Origin of the sequence: Bacillus sp. ISL-34 (genome assembly GCF_018613325.1) — a bacterium.
Taxonomy (GTDB): domain Bacteria; phylum Bacillota; class Bacilli; order Bacillales; family DSM-1321; genus Peribacillus.
In genome coordinates this window covers 1-17,375 of record NZ_JAGGQJ010000025.1, presented here as the reverse complement: position 1 = coordinate 17,375, position 17,375 = coordinate 1, and the positions used below count along the sequence as shown (strand labels likewise).

The following is a 17,375-nucleotide window of genomic DNA, read 5'->3' as shown; positions in this document are numbered from 1 at the left end:
CGATTCCGATTGGACATTGAGCCTCTTTCTTATTATCCAGCTGCACTTTCAGTAAACTGACTATTGTAAAGCTCTGCATAGAAACCATTCTCCCTTAAAAGGTCTGAATGCGTTCCCTTCTCTATCACTTTTCCTTGATCCATAACAAGAATCAAATCTGCATCCTTAATCGTTGAGAGACGATGGGCAATGACAAAGCTAGTTCGTCCTTCCATCAGTCGGTTCATGGCCTTTTGGATAAAGACTTCTGTCCGAGTGTCCACACTAGACGTCGCTTCATCTAATATCATGATTGGTGGATCTGCTAGAACAGCCCGTGCGATTGTCAAAAGCTGCTTTTGGCCTTGTGAGATGTTCGACGCTTCTTCGTTTAAGATTGTCTCATAACCATCTGGCAGTGTCCGAATGAAATGGTCGGCATGTGCCGTGCGAGCAGCTGCAAAAATTTCTTCATCAGTTGTTCCATTTTTGCCATAAGCGATATTTTCTTTAATGGTACCATTAAAGAGCCAGGTATCTTGAAGTACCATACCAAAATTCTTTCGAAGATCATTCCGTGCCATATTCCGTGTATCAAGACCATCAATATAAATCTTTCCGCCATTGAGTTCATAAAATCTCATCAAGAGATTTATCATAGTTGTTTTTCCAGCACCAGTCGGTCCAACAATTGCGACCGTCTGTCCAGGCAAGACATCGATGTTCATATCTTCAATTAACATTTCTTCCCCATATCCAAAGTCCACATGTTCAAAAGAGACAGCCCCATTTGCCCTTTTTATATTAACTGTGGTTTGTTCTTTCATTTCCTCTTCTTCATCTAGTAGTTCAAAAACACGCTCAGCTGCTGCAACCGTCGACTGAATAATGTTGGCGATGTTAGCCGTTTGTGTGATTGGCTGGGTAAACTGCTTTGAATATGTGATGAATGCTTGAATATCACCAATTGAAATCGAACGTTGCGTTACCAATATTCCGCCGACAACGCTGATGAGGACATAGCTCAAATTTCCGATAAAGAACATTATGGGCATGATGATACCCGATATAAACTGGGCTTTGCTTCCCGCTTTATACAATTCTTCATTAACCGCAGTAAACTGGGCACTCGCCTTTTTCTCATGTCCGAATGCTTTAACGACTTGATGGCCGGTATACATCTCTTCAATGTGCCCATTTAATTGTCCAAGTTTACGCTGTTGATCGGCAAAATATTTTTGGGATCTTTTTAAAATAGGGCGGATTGCAAATATTGACAAAGGTAAGCTGACAATCGAGATTAATGTCAATAACGGGCTTATCGAAAGCATCATGATGATAATCCCCAAAATCGTTACGATTGATGTGATGAACTGCGTTAAGCTTTGCTGAAGGGTGCTCCCGATTGTATCAATATCATTTGTCATTCGGCTAAGTGTTTCTCCATTTGGACGTCCTTCAAAATATTTGAGTGGAAGTTTCTCGAGCTTTTGGTTCACATCTTCTCGAAGATCATATACCGTGTCTTGTGCAACACTTGACATAATGTATTGTTGTACATAGTTGAAAAGGCTGCTTAAAGCATAAAGTCCGGCAAGGAGTAGAAGGATCTGGCCAATTTTATCAAAGTTAATAGCTGCTCCTGGTATTCCCTGGAATTTCCCGTAAGCCCCTTCGAATAATTCTGTAATTGCATTTCCCATGATCTTTGGTCCAACAATCATAAAAATCGTACTCATGATTGCAGCGAAGAACACGGCAATCAATTTGTTGCGCCGAGGTTTTAAATAAGTCAATAGACGTCTTAGTGTTCCTTTAAAATCTTTTGCTTTTTGACCCATCATCATCATGTTACCGCCACCAGGACCATGCCCAACCTGACCGCCGCCTTGAGGTTTTTTTTGATTACTCATGCAATTTCCTCCTCTGTGAGCTGTGATAGGGCGATTTCACGGTATATGTCGTTTGTACTTAGCAACTCTTTGTGTGTTCCCATACCTACAATGTGGCCTTCGTCTAACACAATGATTCGATCAGCGTCCACGACCGTACTGACACGCTGTGCAACGATCAGTACCGTCGAATTTTTCGTTTCATCTTTCAGGGCAGCGCGAAGGTTGGCATCGGTCTTGAAGTCAAGTGCAGAAAAACTATCATCGAATATATAAATATCGGGTTTCCGAATGAGTGCCCGTGCAATCGAAAGCCGTTGTTTTTGCCCTCCCGATAGGTTTGAACCGCCTTGTTCGATTTCTGCCTCATAGCCGTCTTTCATGTTGCTGATAAAATCTTCCGCTTGCGCGATCCGAGCCGCATGCTCAACTTCATCTTGTGTGGCTGTTTGTTTTCCAAAGCGAATGTTTTCAGCGATAGTACCTGTAAAGAGGACGGCCTTTTGTGGTACAAAGCCAATTTTTGAACGAACTTCATCTTGTGATGAATTACGAATATCAACACCATTGACGCGAATCGTTCCACTTGAAATATCATAGAAGCGAGGGATCAAATTGACGAGCGTCGTTTTCCCTGAACCTGTTCCACCGATTATTGCGGTGACTTCACCAGGATTTGCAGAAAAACTAATATCCAATAATGCAGGTTCTTCTGCTCCTGGGTAACTGAACGTCACATGTTCAAATTCAAGTGTACCGTGTTCACGATCTGCCTTTTCTGTCCCCTCATCCAGGAATGAAGGTTTCATGTCAAGGACTTCGTTTATCCTTGTTGCCGACACGGCCGCTCGTGGAACCATAACGAACATCATGGATGCCATAACGAGGGCGAACATAATTTGCATAACATATTGAATAAATGCCATTAAGTCCCCGATCTGCATACCGCCGTTATCAATACGAAATCCACCAAACCAAATGATACCAACAACCGTCAAGTTCATGACAAGCATCATTACAGGCATCATGAAGGCCATGATTTTATTGACTTTGATCGAGACATCCGTCAATTCTTTATTCGCTTTCTTAAGACGTTCTTTCTCTTGTGTTTCACGATTGAAAGCACGAATGACGCGAATCCCAGTTAAATTTTCTCGTAATACAAGGTTCAACCGGTCTAATCGTTTTTGCACCGTTTGAAAGAGGGGCACACCTTTATATAGAATAAGCAAGATCGACCCAATCAATAAAGGCATTGTGACAACAATGACAAGGGATAATTTTGCATCCATGGATACAGCCATGATCACACCGCCGATTAACATGATAGGTGCACTGATAACCATACGAAGCATCATGATAACCACTTGCTGGACTTGTGTTATATCATTGGTCGTCCGTGTAATCAATGACGCCGTACCGACCTCATCAAATTCTTGTAATGAAAATTTTTCAACATGATTAAAGACTCTCAGGCGAAGATCGCGTCCCATCCCCATTGCCGCTTTGGACGAATAGTAGCTTGCGATTATGGATGCACAAGCGCCAAGTGCGGAAACCAACAGCATCAAACCACCGATTTTCCAAATGTAAGGAGTGTCTCCTCGAACGACGCCTTTGTCAATAATATCTGCCATTAGTGTAGGCAAAAAGAGGTCCGACATGGACTGAATAAAAACCAGACCGATAACTGCTGAAACAATCCACTTATAAACGGATAAATTTTTCAGTATTTTTATCATTTTGTACACTCTCCCTGTTCGGTTGCTTGTGCTTCTAAAAAGTTTGTAATTTGAAGATGCGTTTCTAGCAACTCTTCAAACTGTTCTTCGGAAAGCATTTCAATGGCCGTTTGAAAGATTTGGTGGATGCTTCCTTCGTGAAAATGAATCGTTTTTAATAAATTTTTCCCCTGGTCGGTGATTGACAACTGAATCTCACGCCGGTTGCCCTCCACATGCTCACGATGGAGCATTCCTGCGCGAACGAGACCATCGACCGCTTGGCTCAAGGTGCTTTTTGGAAGAAATGTTTTCTCCCCGACATTTTTTTGAGTGGTCTCTTTGTAAAGGGTAATGGTCATCAAAATGGAATATTGAGGAACTGTTAATCCATTTTCTGCGGCTGTCTTTTGAACGAACCGCATTATATTTTTCTGCACGTTCCAAAATGAACGCAATAGTTGTACGGAACGCATTAATTGTTTTTCATCCTCCACTCAACTTCACCATTCTTTCTGTTTTGAACTGTTCCATTCCGAACATTTAATTTTATGAATCATTTTAATTTACAGCTATTTATCCGCTTAGTCAACAAAAAAATAACTTCAACACCCCGGTGTTTATCTAGTCTGAGGTGCGTATATGAAAATGAGTTTTAAAGTCAGGCAAGGCTTTCGCGTGAAAACAACCCATACAAAGTGAAATTAACTTGAAAATGTGAGATGAAAAGTGTTAGGATAATATTGAGTTAGTACCAGGTAATAATACTAGATGATAACGCAAATGAGAGTGTACGGGTGTTAAATGGCAAGCGCATGTATACATAAAAGAATTTTTCTTCCGTAGATACATAACAGGATTTAAGTTTGCGAGACAAACAAACAGCTAATAAGAAAGATTGGTAATTTGTGATACAGAGCCCCAGTTTAAATTAGGTGCAAGTATGAGGACGATATCCTGGTTTTAACAGAGAAAAGTTTTAATTATTAGGAGGGATGATGACATATGGTTGAAAACCGTCATCTACAGGCAGGACTGAGTGATGAACAGGTGCTTGAGATGTATAGAATTATGTTGTTGGCAAGACGAATTGATGAACGGATGTGGCTGTTGAACAGATCTGGAAAAATTCCATTTGTCGTTTCTTGTCAAGGGCAGGAAGCAGCTCAAGTGGGGGCTGCATTTGCATTGAATCGTGAAAAGGATTATGTCCTTCCTTATTATCGGGATCTCGGAGTGGTGCTCGCGTTTGGGATGACCGCCAGGGATTTAATGTTATCCAGTTTTGCCAAAGCAGAAGATCCAAATTCAGGCGGACGTCAAATGCCTGGGCATTTTGGGCAAAAAAAGAATCGCATCGTAACGGGATCTTCGCCAGTTACCACTCAGGTGCCACATGCAGTGGGGATTGCACTCGCTGCAAAAATGGAAGGAAAAGATATTGTTTCATTCGTTACATTCGGAGAGGGTTCATCAAACCAAGGTGATTTCCATGAAGGAGCGAATTTTGCAGGTGTACATAAACTTCCGGTCATCTTGATGTGCGAAAATAATCAGTATGCCATTTCCGTCCCGATTGAAAAGCAATTGGCTTGCGCGAAAGTGTCCGACAGGGCCATTGGTTACGGCATGCCAGGGGTGACGGTTGATGGAAATGATCCGATCGAAGTATACCGGGTGGTGAAAGAAGCGGCCGAGAGAGGAAGGCGTGGTGAAGGACCAAGCTTAATCGAGACGGTTTCATACAGGCTTACACCACATTCAAGTGATGATGATGATAGTCAATATAGGTCGCCTGATGAAGTATTGGAGGCAAAAAAAATAGATTCGATCATTACTTTTGGTGCCTATTTAAAAGCGACAGGAATCATGGATGATCTAATGGAGAAACAAATGAATGAGGAAATAATGGAAGTTGTGAACGAAGCGACGGATTATGCGGAAAATGCTCCATTTGCAAATGAAGATACGCTCTCAAATTACGTTTACGCAGGTAAGTAAGGGGGAAAGAAGATGGCAGTGATATCTTATATAGATGCCGTGATAATGGCGATGCGGGAAGAAATGGAACGTGATTCCCGTGTATTTGTATTAGGTGAGGACGTAGGGGTAAAAGGCGGCGTTTTTAAAGCGACTTCAGGGTTATACGAAAAATTTGGTGAACAGCGTGTCATTGATACACCGCTTGCTGAATCCGCAATCGCAGGAGTTGGCATCGGCGCGGCCATGTATGGAATGAGGCCGATTGCGGAAATGCAATTCGCAGATTTTATCATGCCTGCAATCAACCAAATCATTTCAGAAGCTGCAAAAATCCGTTATCGCTCCAATAATGACTGGCATTGCCCTATCGTCATCAGAGCTCCATACGGTGGGGGTATACATGGGGCGTTATATCATTCACAATCCGTTGAGGCCATTTTTGCCAATCAACCTGGACTGAAAATTGTCATGCCTTCTACACCCTATGACGTAAAAGGGTTATTGAAGGCTGCCATTCGCGATGAAGACCCGGTCCTTTTCTTTGAACATAAACGTGCCTATCGCCTTATTAAAGGAGAAGTGCCGAATGATGATTATGTTTTACCCATTGGTAAAGCGGATGTAAAACGTGAAGGCGAAGACGTTACAGTGATTACTTACGGCCTTTGTGTTCATTTTGCGCTTCAGGCAGCTGAAAGGCTGGCCAGTGATGGCATATCTGTACATATACTTGATTTACGAACCGTTTATCCTTTAGATCAAGAAGCCATAATGGAAGCAGCATCTAAAACGGGAAAAGTCTTATTGATTACGGAAGATAATATGGAAGGGAGCATCATTAGTGAAGTATCGGCAATCATTGCAGAAAACTGCCTCTTCGATCTCGATGCCCCAATCATGAGACTCGCAGGCCCGGATGTTCCAGCAATGCCATATTCACCATCATTGGAGAAATCTTTCATGGTGAATCCAGAAAAAGTGGAAAAGGCCCTGCGGGACCTGGCTGCCTATTAAATGAACCTTAAAATAGAACAAACAAAGCATCCCCCCAGATGGGGGATGCTTTGTTTGTTCCCGTGATTGATCATGCCGGTGAAAAACCAATTAAGGAAATCGCCAAGGATGTCCGTGAATTTGACCAAAAAGTATGAACAGTTAAGTTGAAACATGAAGATATGCAGAAGGGTATATTTACAATTAATAGATGCGAACGTTTGGTTCAGTTCGTTTAATCGTTTCACTGATGGTTTTACCTTCAAGATAAAGGCAGCAGCATGTATCTCTCGAACAGTCTTTTGCAATCAGTAGAAAGCATGGTTTTTTTATTCTATACCGAATTTGGCAGAAAATAAATTTCAATTTCATCTTATATAGCAAGATTTTATATGAAATCCATAACAATGTTTGTCATAATAAGAAAGTAGGAAGGGGAACATCATGCTTCGATTATACGGGGCTTTAATCGGTCTTAGTTTGATATGGGGGTTATCGTTTGTTTTTATGAAGTGGCTGCTCCCGCCAGCGGGCATTTGGGGGATTGTGTTTCTCCGCTGTTTGGCGGGTGCTGTTGTTCTGCTTCCCATTTTATGGTGGAGGCGCAGGGAAATCAACTGGAAATTACCGTGGAAAGCGCTGGTCGTTGTCGGAATCTTCAATTGCGGATTAGCATGGGGTTTAATAGCTTTAAGTGAAACAGAGATTAACAGCAGCACGGCATCGATTCTTAATGCAACCACTCCGATCTGGACGGGGATCATCGGATTTATCATTTTTTCTTATGTTTTAACCGCCCGGCAATGGATGGGCATTCTTATCGGTTTTTTCGGAATTCTAGTTTTGATGGATTTTCAAGTCGGTCAGCTTTTCGGCAAGGAATTCATAGGGATTGGGACAATGCTGCTAGCGTCCACCTGTTATGGTTTTGCCGGCCAATTTACGAAAAGATTTCTTTCCAATACCAGCATATTGGTCATTACTACCTTTACGCTGCTCACGGGTGCCATTATCGGATTGATCGGGATGCTAATGGCAGGGCCGATTAAGCTAGTGATGTTGATGGACCCGCTAACAATTTTCTCCATAGTCGGTCTTGGGTGCTTTGGCTCTGGGCTCGGTCAGCTGATCTATTTCTACATCAATAAAAATGGCAGCCCCGAATTAGCCGCAACGGTTACATACCTTATTCCTGCAAGCGCTATGGTTTGGGGCTATGTTCTGCTTGGGGAAGCGATTAATCCTAATGTAATTATTGGCCTGCTGATTATTTTCGCAGGAGTTTACCTTTCTTCTAAGAAGTCAAAAGAAAAAGATGGCACAAACTCTTCCTCCGGAAAACAAGGGGAATTGCGTCATGTAAAATAAGAAACCAAAACGAAATAGCCCTCACGTCAAGGTTTTGTTTTTACCTGGGGGGCTTTCGTATTGAAACACTTTAACTCTGATTCAATTTTGCAAAACAAGTGATTGATCGTCTTTGCCGGACTTATAGCTTGGAATGGCATTTGCTTTAGAATGGATATTCTGTTTCCATAATTCTTTCGAAAGATATTTAGAATCAAGAAAATTGACAGTGGTGTGTTTTTGCTGTAATTATTTCGATCTTGAGATATATTAATTTGAGATAATGTTGTTGACAGTGAATGGTATTCGTGATAAATTATCTTTAAGTAAAGATATATTAATTCAAGATAATGAAAAGTATAGTAAAACCTTATCAAACCCCTTTAATGAATAGCCATTCTTCTTGAAGGAAAAATATAGGGGATTAATGAAAAAGCTGAACATCCAAAAATTGAATCGTTTTAATGGGAGGAATAATTTATGAATGGATTAAAAGGTATACACCACGTAACGGCCATAACAAGTAGTGCAGAAAAGAATTATGAATTTTTCACAAATATATTAGGCATGCGTTTAGTCAAGAAAACAGTTAACCAAGATGATATCCAAACCTATCACCTGTTTTTTGCCGACGATGTTGGCGGACCAGGTACTGACATGACATTCTTCGATTTTCCTGGTATTCCCAAAGGAGTGCATGGGACTAATGAGATTTCAAAAACATCTTTCCGTGTACCGAATGATGCGGCATTGGAGTATTGGGTTAAGCGCTTCGACCGCTTAGAAGTTGGGAATACAGGAATCCAAGAACAATTTGGTAAAAAGATCATTTCTTTTGTGGATTTTGATGATCAGCAATATCAATTGATTTCAGATGAAAATAATGAAGGGGTTGCAGCTGGAATACCTTGGCAAAAAGGACCTATTCCCCTGGAGTATGCCATTACAGGATTAGGACCAATTTTCATTCGCATCGCCAACTTCGATTACTTTAAAGAAATGATGGAAAAAGTCCTATTATTCAAAGAAATAGACAAGGAAGGATCATTTCACCTATTTGAAGTAGGGGAAGGTGGGAATGGTGCACAAGTGATCGTCGAGCATAATTCGATCCTTCCTCAGGCACGGCAGGGGTTTGGGACTGTTCACCATACAGCCTTCCGTGTTGAAGACCGTTCCGTTCTGGAAGAATGGATCAAACGAATGGAAAGCTTCCAATTTAATACGTCCGGTTATGTTGATCGTCACTTTTTTGAGTCGCTTTACGTACGGGTGGCACCGCAAATTTTATTCGAGTTTGCCACGGATGGTCCTGGATTCATGGGGGATGAGCCGTATGAAACGCTTGGGGAAAAGTTATCTCTGCCACCGTTCTTGGAACCTAAAAGGGATCAAATCGAAAAGTTGGTCCGTCCCATTGATACAGTAAGAAGCATCAAGGATTTCATTAAAGAATAATTGACGATCTTTAGCGGATGATATATTGGTTTATGCCCATACTAAAACAGGTAGAAATAAAAATGGAATAATCATTTGAAATAGAAAAAATGCTCTGGAGGAATGACTCATGACAAAAGATTTTTACACGGCCATTAAAGAAAGACGTTCATATTATGGAATCAATAAAGAGGTCGGAGTATCGGATGAGAAAATTAAAGAAATTGTTGAATTTGCGGTAAAACACACGCCATCGGCTTTTAATTCCCAATCTTCCCGCCTTGTTGTTTTGACAGGTTCGGCACATGATAAATTATGGGACATTACTACGCAGGCGTTGAGGAAAGCGGTTGGTGAGGGAGATTTCTCTGGCACTCAACAAAAAATGGATTCCTTTAAAGCGGGATATGGGTCAATATTATTCTTTGAAGATGAATCTGTTGTGAATTCGCTTCAAGAACAATTTGCAACTTATGCCGATAATTTCCCGATCTGGTCACAACAAACATCAGGCATGCATCAATTAGTTGTTTGGACTGCACTTGAAGCAGAAGGATTGGGAGCAACTTTACAGCATTATAATCCTCTAATTGATGATGAAGTGAAAAAAGAATGGGATGTTCCAAGTAATTGGAAATTGATTGCTCAAATGCCATTTGGAAATCCAACAGCTCAACCGGGTGATAAAGAATTCAAACCACTTGAGGAACGTATAAAATTTTACAAATGAGTGAGATGCTAAATAAGTTACAGAGAGCCAACCACAATGGCTCTTTTTTTCGTTCCGGGATATCTTGACAACGATAATGTCATATTATATATTTATGTCAGTCACTACTGACATACGATTAATGATAGAGGTTATTAAAATGAATGGTAATAGAAAACAAGACACTTCTGATAAAATTATGATCGCTGCTATAAATCTTATGGCAGAAAGAGGATACAATGGCGTATCCACCCAAGAAATAGCGGATGCGGCAGGGTTGAGCGAAAAGACGCTATTTCGCCATTTCGGCAGCAAACAAAACCTTCTTGAAACCGCGTTTGACCGATTTCATTATGCCGAAGAGATGAGAAGCCTTTTTGAGGGAAAACTCGTTTTTAATTTGTCTCAAGACTTGCTTCTTATCAGTCGAAAGTATCATGAAATTATGAACCATAACCGAAAACTGATCCAAATTGGAATGAAAGAGCAAGTTAATTTGCCAGGTCTACACGAAAAAATGCAAAAGCATCCTCAACAATTAATGATGATCTTAACCAATTATTTAAGGGTTATGTCAGATAAAGGAAAAGTCATTCAGACCAATCCTGAATTGCAAGCCTTATCATTTATGATGATGCATTTTGGTGCTTATATGAACGAGTTAGAATCCAATGCTGATTTTTCAAGCATATCACTGGATGATTTTATTAAAGAGAGTGTCACTATATTCACTAGGGCTTTAACCCCATAGTAGTTTTTATAAATCGCATATAAGTGCATTAAATCATTTTACACTCAGTTTCGCATGAAGGCGTGCCGTACTAAATAAAAAACAAAGCAACAGGCAATCTTAAGTTAAGAGAGACTGTTGCTTTGCTTTAACCAGTCCTATCAGGGTCATTTAATCAAACCTTTAAACAATTGATGTACTCGGATTCCTTCAGGCGGTGAAACAATAAAAGAAGCATCTGCAATGGATAATAGTAGATGCTTCTTTAAAAGGGGATGGCGTGTTTTAATTATTCCTCCAACGGCAGTGTTGTGATTTTTTCCATCTTCATTATGGTAAATCCACTCCAGGCAAACATTAAGGAGGCAATGTAAAAGATGCTGCCGATCGTTAAAAAGTCGACTAAATATCCGGTTGCAATCACCGCCGCTGCAGCACCGATGGATGTCCAAACATGGTAGTTTCCAATTTCCTCACCCGCTGTTTTCTTCGTAACATATCTTGCAAGTACCGTTTTTTCAGTGTTTTTTTGTACTGCCCCAAGTACCCCCATAATGATTTGCAGGAGATAGACATGCCAAATTTCATATGCGAGAGGAAAGGCAAGAAGGATGAGTGCCATCCCCCATGAATAGATAAGGAGAAATGCTTTGTCACCGGTTTTGTCAGTGAATTTTCCGATTAAAGGATAGCTAAGTGCTGCAGTCAGTGAGAATATTCCATATGCCCACCCGAATTGCGAATAACTTGTGCCTACATTTTTGATAAGCAAAATATAAAAAGGGAAAATCATGCTGGCAGCCATTCCAACAGTGCCTTGGTACAAAACAAAACGTTTATAATTCATGGATGATACTCCTCATAGAAAAGATTCATGAAGCGATTATCAGGATCATACTTCTTCTTTAATCGAAAAAATTCCTCAGTACGCGGATACGCTTCAAATAATTGTGTCTTGGTTGGGTACCCATAATAGGGCAAATAGTAGCTCCCGTTATGGTCAAGCGTCACATTAATCATGTTTCGGATGACCCTTCCCGTATTTGCCTTGCTTTTGTTATCTGTCCCTTGATTGATGAGCATTACAAGAGCGAACATATCATCCTTGGCATAGGACATGAGTGATTCATCATTATGTTCCACATAACGAATTGTAATATTTAATAAATTAAAATCTTTCTCATCAGATAAGGTTTTTCTTAAGTCATCGATATAATCAGCAAATTGATCAATCGGAACGAAGTATTCTTGCAGCACTTCAGTTTTGTTGGGGTTGCTGTAATCCATAAAGGCAGAGTCTGACCGCATCACATTATTCCTCGAAACCAAGGTACCATCAATCTTGGCCGTGTAGGTTTTTTGAGTTTCCCAAAAACTTTTTTTTCCCCAGTCATTATAACGTGAGAGGCCAAGAAAGAATTTTGGCACGGCAATGATCGTTTCCCTTTTGAGAGTATTGTAGTCAGATAGCCTTGTTTGGTCATTTGCCCTATAATAATCCGTTACATACATTTCATCCAAATAGGAGCCAGGAGCAACTGATATTCTTGCAAGATGCATTTTAACATCATCGTTTTGAAGAACATCTCTTTTAAAGTACGACGTATATTCATCATAATGGAGTGATTTAGTTTTAATGTTATAAAGTTCGTTATCGGTAAGGTGGAGTGTTACATCGAGTATTACTCCAAACAATCCATACCCGCCAATAACCGAATGGAAGAGCTCTGAATTTTCTTCGCGGCTCACTGTTAATATTTGTCCTTTTGCGTTAAGCAATCTAAAAGATTCCACGGTTTCTATCAAGGCATGATGACGGATATCTCGGCCATGGACATTAACGCTCAAAGAACCGCCAATGGTAAAAATGTTTTGAGATTGACTGACCTTCAGTGCAAGTCCATATGGGTTGATATATTCCTGAAGAGCAGCCCAGGTTGCTCCGCTTTGGACTTTGATGCGTTTTTCTTTTACATCCAAATCAATTATTTTATCATAGTGCTTCATATCGAGCAGGATCCCGTTTGGATATAATGTCTGCCCTCCTTGGCTATGCTGCATTCCGGCAATGGAAATGGGATCATCATTTTTTTCGGCATCCAAAACGACCTTTTTGATTGCTTCTTCACTATCTTCTGCCTTTATCGCTTTCATTTTAACTGGCATCAGCCGGCTGATATCTTCTGCAATAGGTTGGTCAAGCTTGAAATTAAAAGCCTGCAGCGATAATCCAAATAATAGTGCATATAGAATGATAAATAAAAACCGTTTCATGATATCTGGCTTTCGACTCCTCGTTTAATTTGTCTGACACTCAATTGAAATAATGAAAATGTATGAACTTATAGATTAATGGAGTTACCCTGTCCATTCAGTGTGATTGAAAATGAATCTTTTGGTTTATGTATTAGTTCTTAGTTTTCAGCCCATTAATGATTGTTTTGGTTAGCGGTATGGATAGTGATTCCAAGCTTTGTTCTGAGTTGTTTAATCCCCAATGATAGATGATTCCCATCAGGCTTTGGGTGATAAGTTGTGAAATTTCGTTAACTGATTGGTCATTGCCAATGTCGTTTTGTTCTTTCGCCTCTTCAACTAATGAACGAATAATTTGGAAGAGGGAGCGATTTGAATTTAAAAAGTAAGTATGTTCTTTTGAATTTAAAGCGGAACTGTAAATCACTTTCATTAAATCTTTGCCCATTTCTTCTTCCAGAATACGCATCAATTTGCGTATGAAAATAAACAATTTCTCTGTAGCATCCATATCAACTGGGAACGAATGGAAGACTTCGCGATAGTAATCTTCGACTTCTATGAATCTCACTAAAAAAATGTCCGATTTCGCTGAAAAGTGTTGGTAAAATGACCCTTTTGATGTACCGCTTTTTTTCACGATCTCGTCAACGGTAACTTTATCATAACCTTTTTCGCTAAATAACTTTAAAGATATTTTTAAAATTTTTTCACGAGTCTTTTCTCCCCTAAGCTGTTTCTTTCTGGGTTCAATCATAAAAAACCTCCAAATGATAATTGACAGAATATTCCTGTATAGTTTAATATCAGACTACAGTCTAGTTAAATGATTGGTGGTCTATTTAATCTAACGTAGATCATCAATAATCACAACGTTTTCTTAATTGCATTTTACAAATTCAGAAAGCGCTTACAAAGATTTGGGATCAAGTATGGGGAGGCTAATTCAGTTTAAAGAGGAGGTTTTTCAAGTAGAAGAATTAGGTGAAAAGGTTGGTTAGATTTTTCTAAGATTCCTATACAATTGGTGTTGGATTCATTATATGTAAATGGAGGGGGGGAATCAGGGTAAATTGATGGTCCTGGGAATGAACCAGAGTGTCGGGAAGCAGGAAAAGAGATGTACGGTAAACGGATTATTTTTTGGGAAATAGTAGCATGAAAAGGGAGGAAGTAATCATGAAACATTCCAGTGGTGAAATAGAGAAAAGAACGATCAGTAAAACGATGAAACGCATTCTTCCATTTATTTTGCTCCTTTATATCATTGCTTACTTGGACAGGGTCAATTTAGGCTATGCTGCTTTACAAATGAATGCAGAATTAGCCTTATCCGCTGAAGTTTTTGGATTGCTTTCTGGCATTTTTTTTATAGGCTATTTCTTCTTTGAAGTTCCTAGCAACATGATCATGCATAAAGTGGGAGCTCGGATATGGATTGCCCGTATAATGATTTCGTGGGGGCTAGTGGTAATATTAACAGGTTTTGCGCAAACAACGATGCATTTATACATTCTCCGTTTTTTATTAGGTGTCGCCGAAGCTGGTTTTTTCCCTGGAATAATTTTGTATTTAACTTATTGGTTCAGGGCCCGCGAGAGAGGACGGGCAACAGCGGTCCTGCTTTTAGCCTTACCGATTGGCGGATTGATTGGTGCGCCTGTGTCGACGTGGATTCTTGACAATATTTCCTGGTTCGGTATGGCCGGCTGGAGATGGATGTTCATCCTTGAAGGCATTCCGGCCATTATGATTGGAATTGTTGTTGTTTTCTATTTAACTAATAGACCGACTAACGCTAAATGGTTATCTAAAGAAGAAAGTGATTGGTTAGAAGGGGAATTGAGTGCAGAAAGGAAAGTTAGCTCAAAAATAAATAAAGTCACAAAGCTTGCTATGCTGAAAGATGCGAAAATTTGGAAGTTGGCCCTTTTTTATTTCGCAGGGTACACATCTATCTATGGATTGTCTTTCTGGATGCCAACCATCATTAAATCTTTATCGGAGAATGCAACAACCAATCTAGAAATAGGCTGGTTAGCGATGATTCCATCGTTAGTCGGCATACCTGCCATTATGTTTGTAGGCTGGAATTCAGATCGGACCAATGCACATAAATCACACTTGCTCGTTTGCCTCATGATAGCAGTTGTCGGATTTATCGGGTGCGGCTTTTCAGATAGTGTTTTTATGATGGTGCTTATGTTAACGATTACATCTTTCGGGTTATACGGGTTCAGTGGATGTTTCTTTGCCTATTTGACATTTTTCTTCACCGAGTCCACTGCACCAGTTGGAATAGCCATAGTCAATTCATTTGCGGCTTTAGGCGGTTTTGTAGGACCGATGATTCTTGGAACTGTTGCATTTACTCAAGGTATGTTTATTTTATCTGGATTACTTGTAATAGGAGTCATCACCCTATTATCATTGAAAGATGCTTCAGAGGAAAACATCGTAAAAGAAGTTGAAGTCAATATTAATCGATTATAAAGGTTCTAAATGTATTGAAGATTAAAAGTGACTAAAAAAGAAACATCATTCGAAATCACAAAATTCCTATGATGTTTCTTTTTATATTTTCATGTGGGTACTTCCCGAGTATATCAAAATCCCAGTTGGGCATTTCAACAATTCAATCTTAATCGCAGGTTCTGCCCAATAAGACTTGTTTGTAGTTTTCGGCGGGATTAGAATGGAGATAAGATACAAGTGCATTCGAAAAGACCAGGGATTCCTTTTCTTTTCAAGTGCTGACCTTCATATTTATTTTCATTACAGGAATATCAGCAGAAATGAGGTGATGATGTGGAAATTCATTTGGTGGCAAAAGATGAGATTGAGGCTCAAGGAATTCGTTGGATAGTGGAGTCCCACCTAACGGGAGTTAGATTGATCTTGTGGAAAACGATTGAAGAATTTGAAAAGGGCATCCGCAATCAGTCACCGGAATTCGTTATTTTGGATATGGATATTTGGACGGATGAAAGTGAGGCGATGGGTGTATCGTTAAAGCGAAGGGGAATTCGATGGTTAGGAATTTCATCTGAGCGAATCTTTCAAACGGCTTACCGGGCCTTGCGTTTTCGCGCTGAAGATGTCCTATTCCGTCCTTTTTCTTCAGCGGATTTGGTAAAGCATATCCAACAATTGCGTTTTCATTTGAGAAATGGTAAAGGTTTATCCTCGACTAACGCCATGGATGGTGAGAATACACTTGATATTGGGTATCCTGATTTCTTCTTGACAGACCGGAGGCATGAAAGTCGAATAATCATGGTGGCATTTTTGACACCTGATAACAAGACCCTTCCTTTAGTTTATGATGAACTGCAACGATATTCTTTTACTGGGAAGAATCAAATCTTTGCTTTATCGGATTTTATTTTATGCGTTCAGGAAACAAAGGAAATTGAGGTATATAAGGAAGAATACCAAGCGTTCCTGGCTCACTGGAAAGAAAGAATGGATGAGCCCCTTGCCATCATAATAAAAGCGGCAAATCCTGATGAGTCTTTAAAAAGGATGTATCAGCAAACACGTGAATTTACGAGGCAAATATTTTTCGATGGATATGATATCATTTTAGCCGAAAGTCAACAAACTTCCCCTCAAGAGATGGATCCATTCCTCACGCCCCTTGAACAAAGGCTTTGGATAGAAATGCTCGAAAGACGGGATGCGAAAGCCATAAGGAACTGGATCGAACGTGAATTCCTTACTTTTCAACAACCATACCCTGACCCGGAAATCGTTCGTATTCGCCTTACAAGCGTACTTGCGCAAGTCCGTAGGCATATGAAATCATACAACTTGCAGAATGCTTCTCTAGAAGCAATATACTATGACGTATTTCAGCAAATCGTACACAAACCAGTCATTCACCAAATAGTAAAAGAGCTGCATGCGTTCACCACCCATTTACTTCTGCAGGATCATGGACAATTACAGGAAGGGGCACGCACACTTAGCGAAAAAGCAAGGGAGCTGATCGAGTCCAACTATTGGGACGCCCAGTGGAATCTAGCGAGTTGTGCAGATACTCTGCGTATCAATAAAAGCACACTCAGCCGTCGTTTTGCGGCTGAATCCGGCGAGTCTTTTCGAAATACGCTGCATCAAGTTCGAATTAGGGAAGCTAAACGTTTATTAAAGGAAACGGATTTATCATTGGAGGAAATCTCACAATTAGCCGGCTATTCACATCAAACTTATTTCAATGCCAAATTCAAATTGCTTGAAGCATGTACACCATCAGCATATCGGTCTGGATTATAAAAAAGGACGATTCAATAAATGAATCGTCCTTTCAGTTTGTAGACAAAAGG

The 17,375-nt window shown here is 40.1% G+C and carries 14 protein-coding genes; 8 read left to right on the top strand and 6 right to left on the bottom strand.

Translation table 11 applies throughout. The features are described from left to right. Positions 1-32: 32 nt before the first annotated feature. Genes J7E52_RS17455 through J7E52_RS17445 form a run of 3 tightly spaced genes read right to left on the bottom strand, consistent with a single transcriptional unit; the run spans position 33 to position 4,089 of the window. The gene (locus J7E52_RS17455; protein ID WP_214749192.1) at positions 33-1,892 is read right to left on the bottom strand and encodes an ABC transporter ATP-binding protein; all 1,860 of its coding nucleotides are present in this window, start codon (positions 1,890-1,892) and stop codon (positions 33-35) included. Continuing rightward, complete coding sequence (locus J7E52_RS17450) at positions 1,889-3,613, bottom strand: ABC transporter ATP-binding protein (RefSeq protein WP_214749190.1); 1,725 nt, start codon at positions 3,611-3,613, stop codon at positions 1,889-1,891. The genes J7E52_RS17455 and J7E52_RS17450 overlap by 4 nt, the downstream gene beginning before the upstream one ends. Further along, complete coding sequence (locus J7E52_RS17445) at positions 3,610-4,089, bottom strand: MarR family winged helix-turn-helix transcriptional regulator (protein ID WP_214749186.1); 480 nt, start codon at positions 4,087-4,089, stop codon at positions 3,610-3,612. The genes J7E52_RS17450 and J7E52_RS17445 overlap by 4 nt, the downstream gene beginning before the upstream one ends. Positions 4,090-4,597: 508 nt before the next feature. Here J7E52_RS17445 and J7E52_RS17440 point away from each other — a divergent pair. The 6 genes from J7E52_RS17440 to J7E52_RS17415 all read left to right on the top strand — a co-directional run bounded on the left by J7E52_RS17440 (position 4,598) and on the right by J7E52_RS17415 (position 10,812). After that, entirely contained in the window at positions 4,598-5,593 is a 996-nt protein-coding gene (locus J7E52_RS17440) for a thiamine pyrophosphate-dependent dehydrogenase E1 component subunit alpha (protein ID WP_214749183.1), read from the top strand. A gap of 12 nt (positions 5,594-5,605) precedes the next feature. Further along, positions 5,606-6,589, top strand: coding sequence for an alpha-ketoacid dehydrogenase subunit beta (locus J7E52_RS17435; RefSeq protein WP_214749180.1), 984 nt, complete (start codon positions 5,606-5,608; stop codon positions 6,587-6,589). A gap of 423 nt (positions 6,590-7,012) precedes the next feature. Further along, positions 7,013-7,936, top strand: a complete 924-nt coding sequence (locus tag J7E52_RS17430; protein WP_214749177.1) for a DMT family transporter — start codon at positions 7,013-7,015, stop codon at positions 7,934-7,936. A 459-nt stretch (positions 7,937-8,395) separates the two neighbouring features. Then, on the top strand, positions 8,396-9,373 hold the full coding sequence (locus J7E52_RS17425) for a ring-cleaving dioxygenase (RefSeq protein ID WP_214749174.1): 978 nt from the start codon (positions 8,396-8,398) through the stop codon (positions 9,371-9,373). A 109-nt stretch (positions 9,374-9,482) separates the two neighbouring features. Next, positions 9,483-10,082, top strand: coding sequence for a nitroreductase family protein (locus J7E52_RS17420; RefSeq protein ID WP_214749171.1), 600 nt, complete (start codon positions 9,483-9,485; stop codon positions 10,080-10,082). A gap of 139 nt (positions 10,083-10,221) precedes the next feature. Then, positions 10,222-10,812, top strand: a complete 591-nt coding sequence (locus tag J7E52_RS17415) for a TetR/AcrR family transcriptional regulator (RefSeq protein WP_214749168.1) — start codon at positions 10,222-10,224, stop codon at positions 10,810-10,812. Between the two features lie 268 nt (positions 10,813-11,080). Here J7E52_RS17415 and J7E52_RS17410 read toward each other — a convergent pair whose 3' ends face one another. The 3 genes from J7E52_RS17410 to J7E52_RS17400 form a co-directional block, all read right to left on the bottom strand. Next, complete coding sequence (locus J7E52_RS17410) at positions 11,081-11,638, bottom strand: MFS transporter (protein WP_214749165.1); 558 nt, start codon at positions 11,636-11,638, stop codon at positions 11,081-11,083. After that, a complete protein-coding gene (locus J7E52_RS17405) occupies positions 11,635-13,065 on the bottom strand; it encodes an FAD-binding oxidoreductase (protein ID WP_214749162.1) in 1,431 nt (476 codons plus the stop codon). The genes J7E52_RS17410 and J7E52_RS17405 overlap by 4 nt, the downstream gene beginning before the upstream one ends. Before the next feature lie 133 nt (positions 13,066-13,198). Next, positions 13,199-13,804 (bottom strand): TetR/AcrR family transcriptional regulator, encoded by a 606-nt coding sequence (locus J7E52_RS17400; protein WP_214749159.1) that lies wholly within the window; start codon positions 13,802-13,804, stop codon positions 13,199-13,201. A gap of 422 nt (positions 13,805-14,226) precedes the next feature. Here J7E52_RS17400 and J7E52_RS17395 point away from each other — a divergent pair, with 422 nt between their 5' ends. Both J7E52_RS17395 and J7E52_RS17390 read left to right on the top strand, forming a co-directional pair. Then, a complete protein-coding gene (locus J7E52_RS17395) occupies positions 14,227-15,540 on the top strand; it encodes an MFS transporter (protein ID WP_214749157.1) in 1,314 nt (437 codons plus the stop codon). Between the two features lie 315 nt (positions 15,541-15,855). Further along, complete coding sequence (locus J7E52_RS17390) at positions 15,856-17,325, top strand: helix-turn-helix transcriptional regulator (protein WP_214749154.1); 1,470 nt, start codon at positions 15,856-15,858, stop codon at positions 17,323-17,325. Positions 17,326-17,375 lie beyond the last annotated feature (50 nt).

Coding starts and splice junctions, on each gene's coding strand:
- J7E52_RS17455 (WP_214749192.1), bottom strand. CDS start 1,892: ATGAGTAATCAAAAAAAACCTCAAGGCGGCGGTCAGGTTGGGCATGGT.
- J7E52_RS17450 (WP_214749190.1), bottom strand. CDS start 3,613: ATGATAAAAATACTGAAAAATTTATCCGTTTATAAGTGGATTGTTTCA.
- J7E52_RS17440 (WP_214749183.1), top strand. CDS start 4,598: ATGGTTGAAAACCGTCATCTACAGGCAGGACTGAGTGATGAACAGGTG.
- J7E52_RS17435 (WP_214749180.1), top strand. CDS start 5,606: ATGGCAGTGATATCTTATATAGATGCCGTGATAATGGCGATGCGGGAA.
- J7E52_RS17430 (WP_214749177.1), top strand. CDS start 7,013: ATGCTTCGATTATACGGGGCTTTAATCGGTCTTAGTTTGATATGGGGG.
- J7E52_RS17425 (WP_214749174.1), top strand. CDS start 8,396: ATGAATGGATTAAAAGGTATACACCACGTAACGGCCATAACAAGTAGT.
- J7E52_RS17420 (WP_214749171.1), top strand. CDS start 9,483: ATGACAAAAGATTTTTACACGGCCATTAAAGAAAGACGTTCATATTAT.
- J7E52_RS17415 (WP_214749168.1), top strand. CDS start 10,222: ATGAATGGTAATAGAAAACAAGACACTTCTGATAAAATTATGATCGCT.
- J7E52_RS17410 (WP_214749165.1), bottom strand. CDS start 11,638: ATGAATTATAAACGTTTTGTTTTGTACCAAGGCACTGTTGGAATGGCT.
- J7E52_RS17405 (WP_214749162.1), bottom strand. CDS start 13,065: ATGAAACGGTTTTTATTTATCATTCTATATGCACTATTATTTGGATTA.
- J7E52_RS17400 (WP_214749159.1), bottom strand. CDS start 13,804: ATGATTGAACCCAGAAAGAAACAGCTTAGGGGAGAAAAGACTCGTGAA.
- J7E52_RS17395 (WP_214749157.1), top strand. CDS start 14,227: ATGAAACATTCCAGTGGTGAAATAGAGAAAAGAACGATCAGTAAAACG.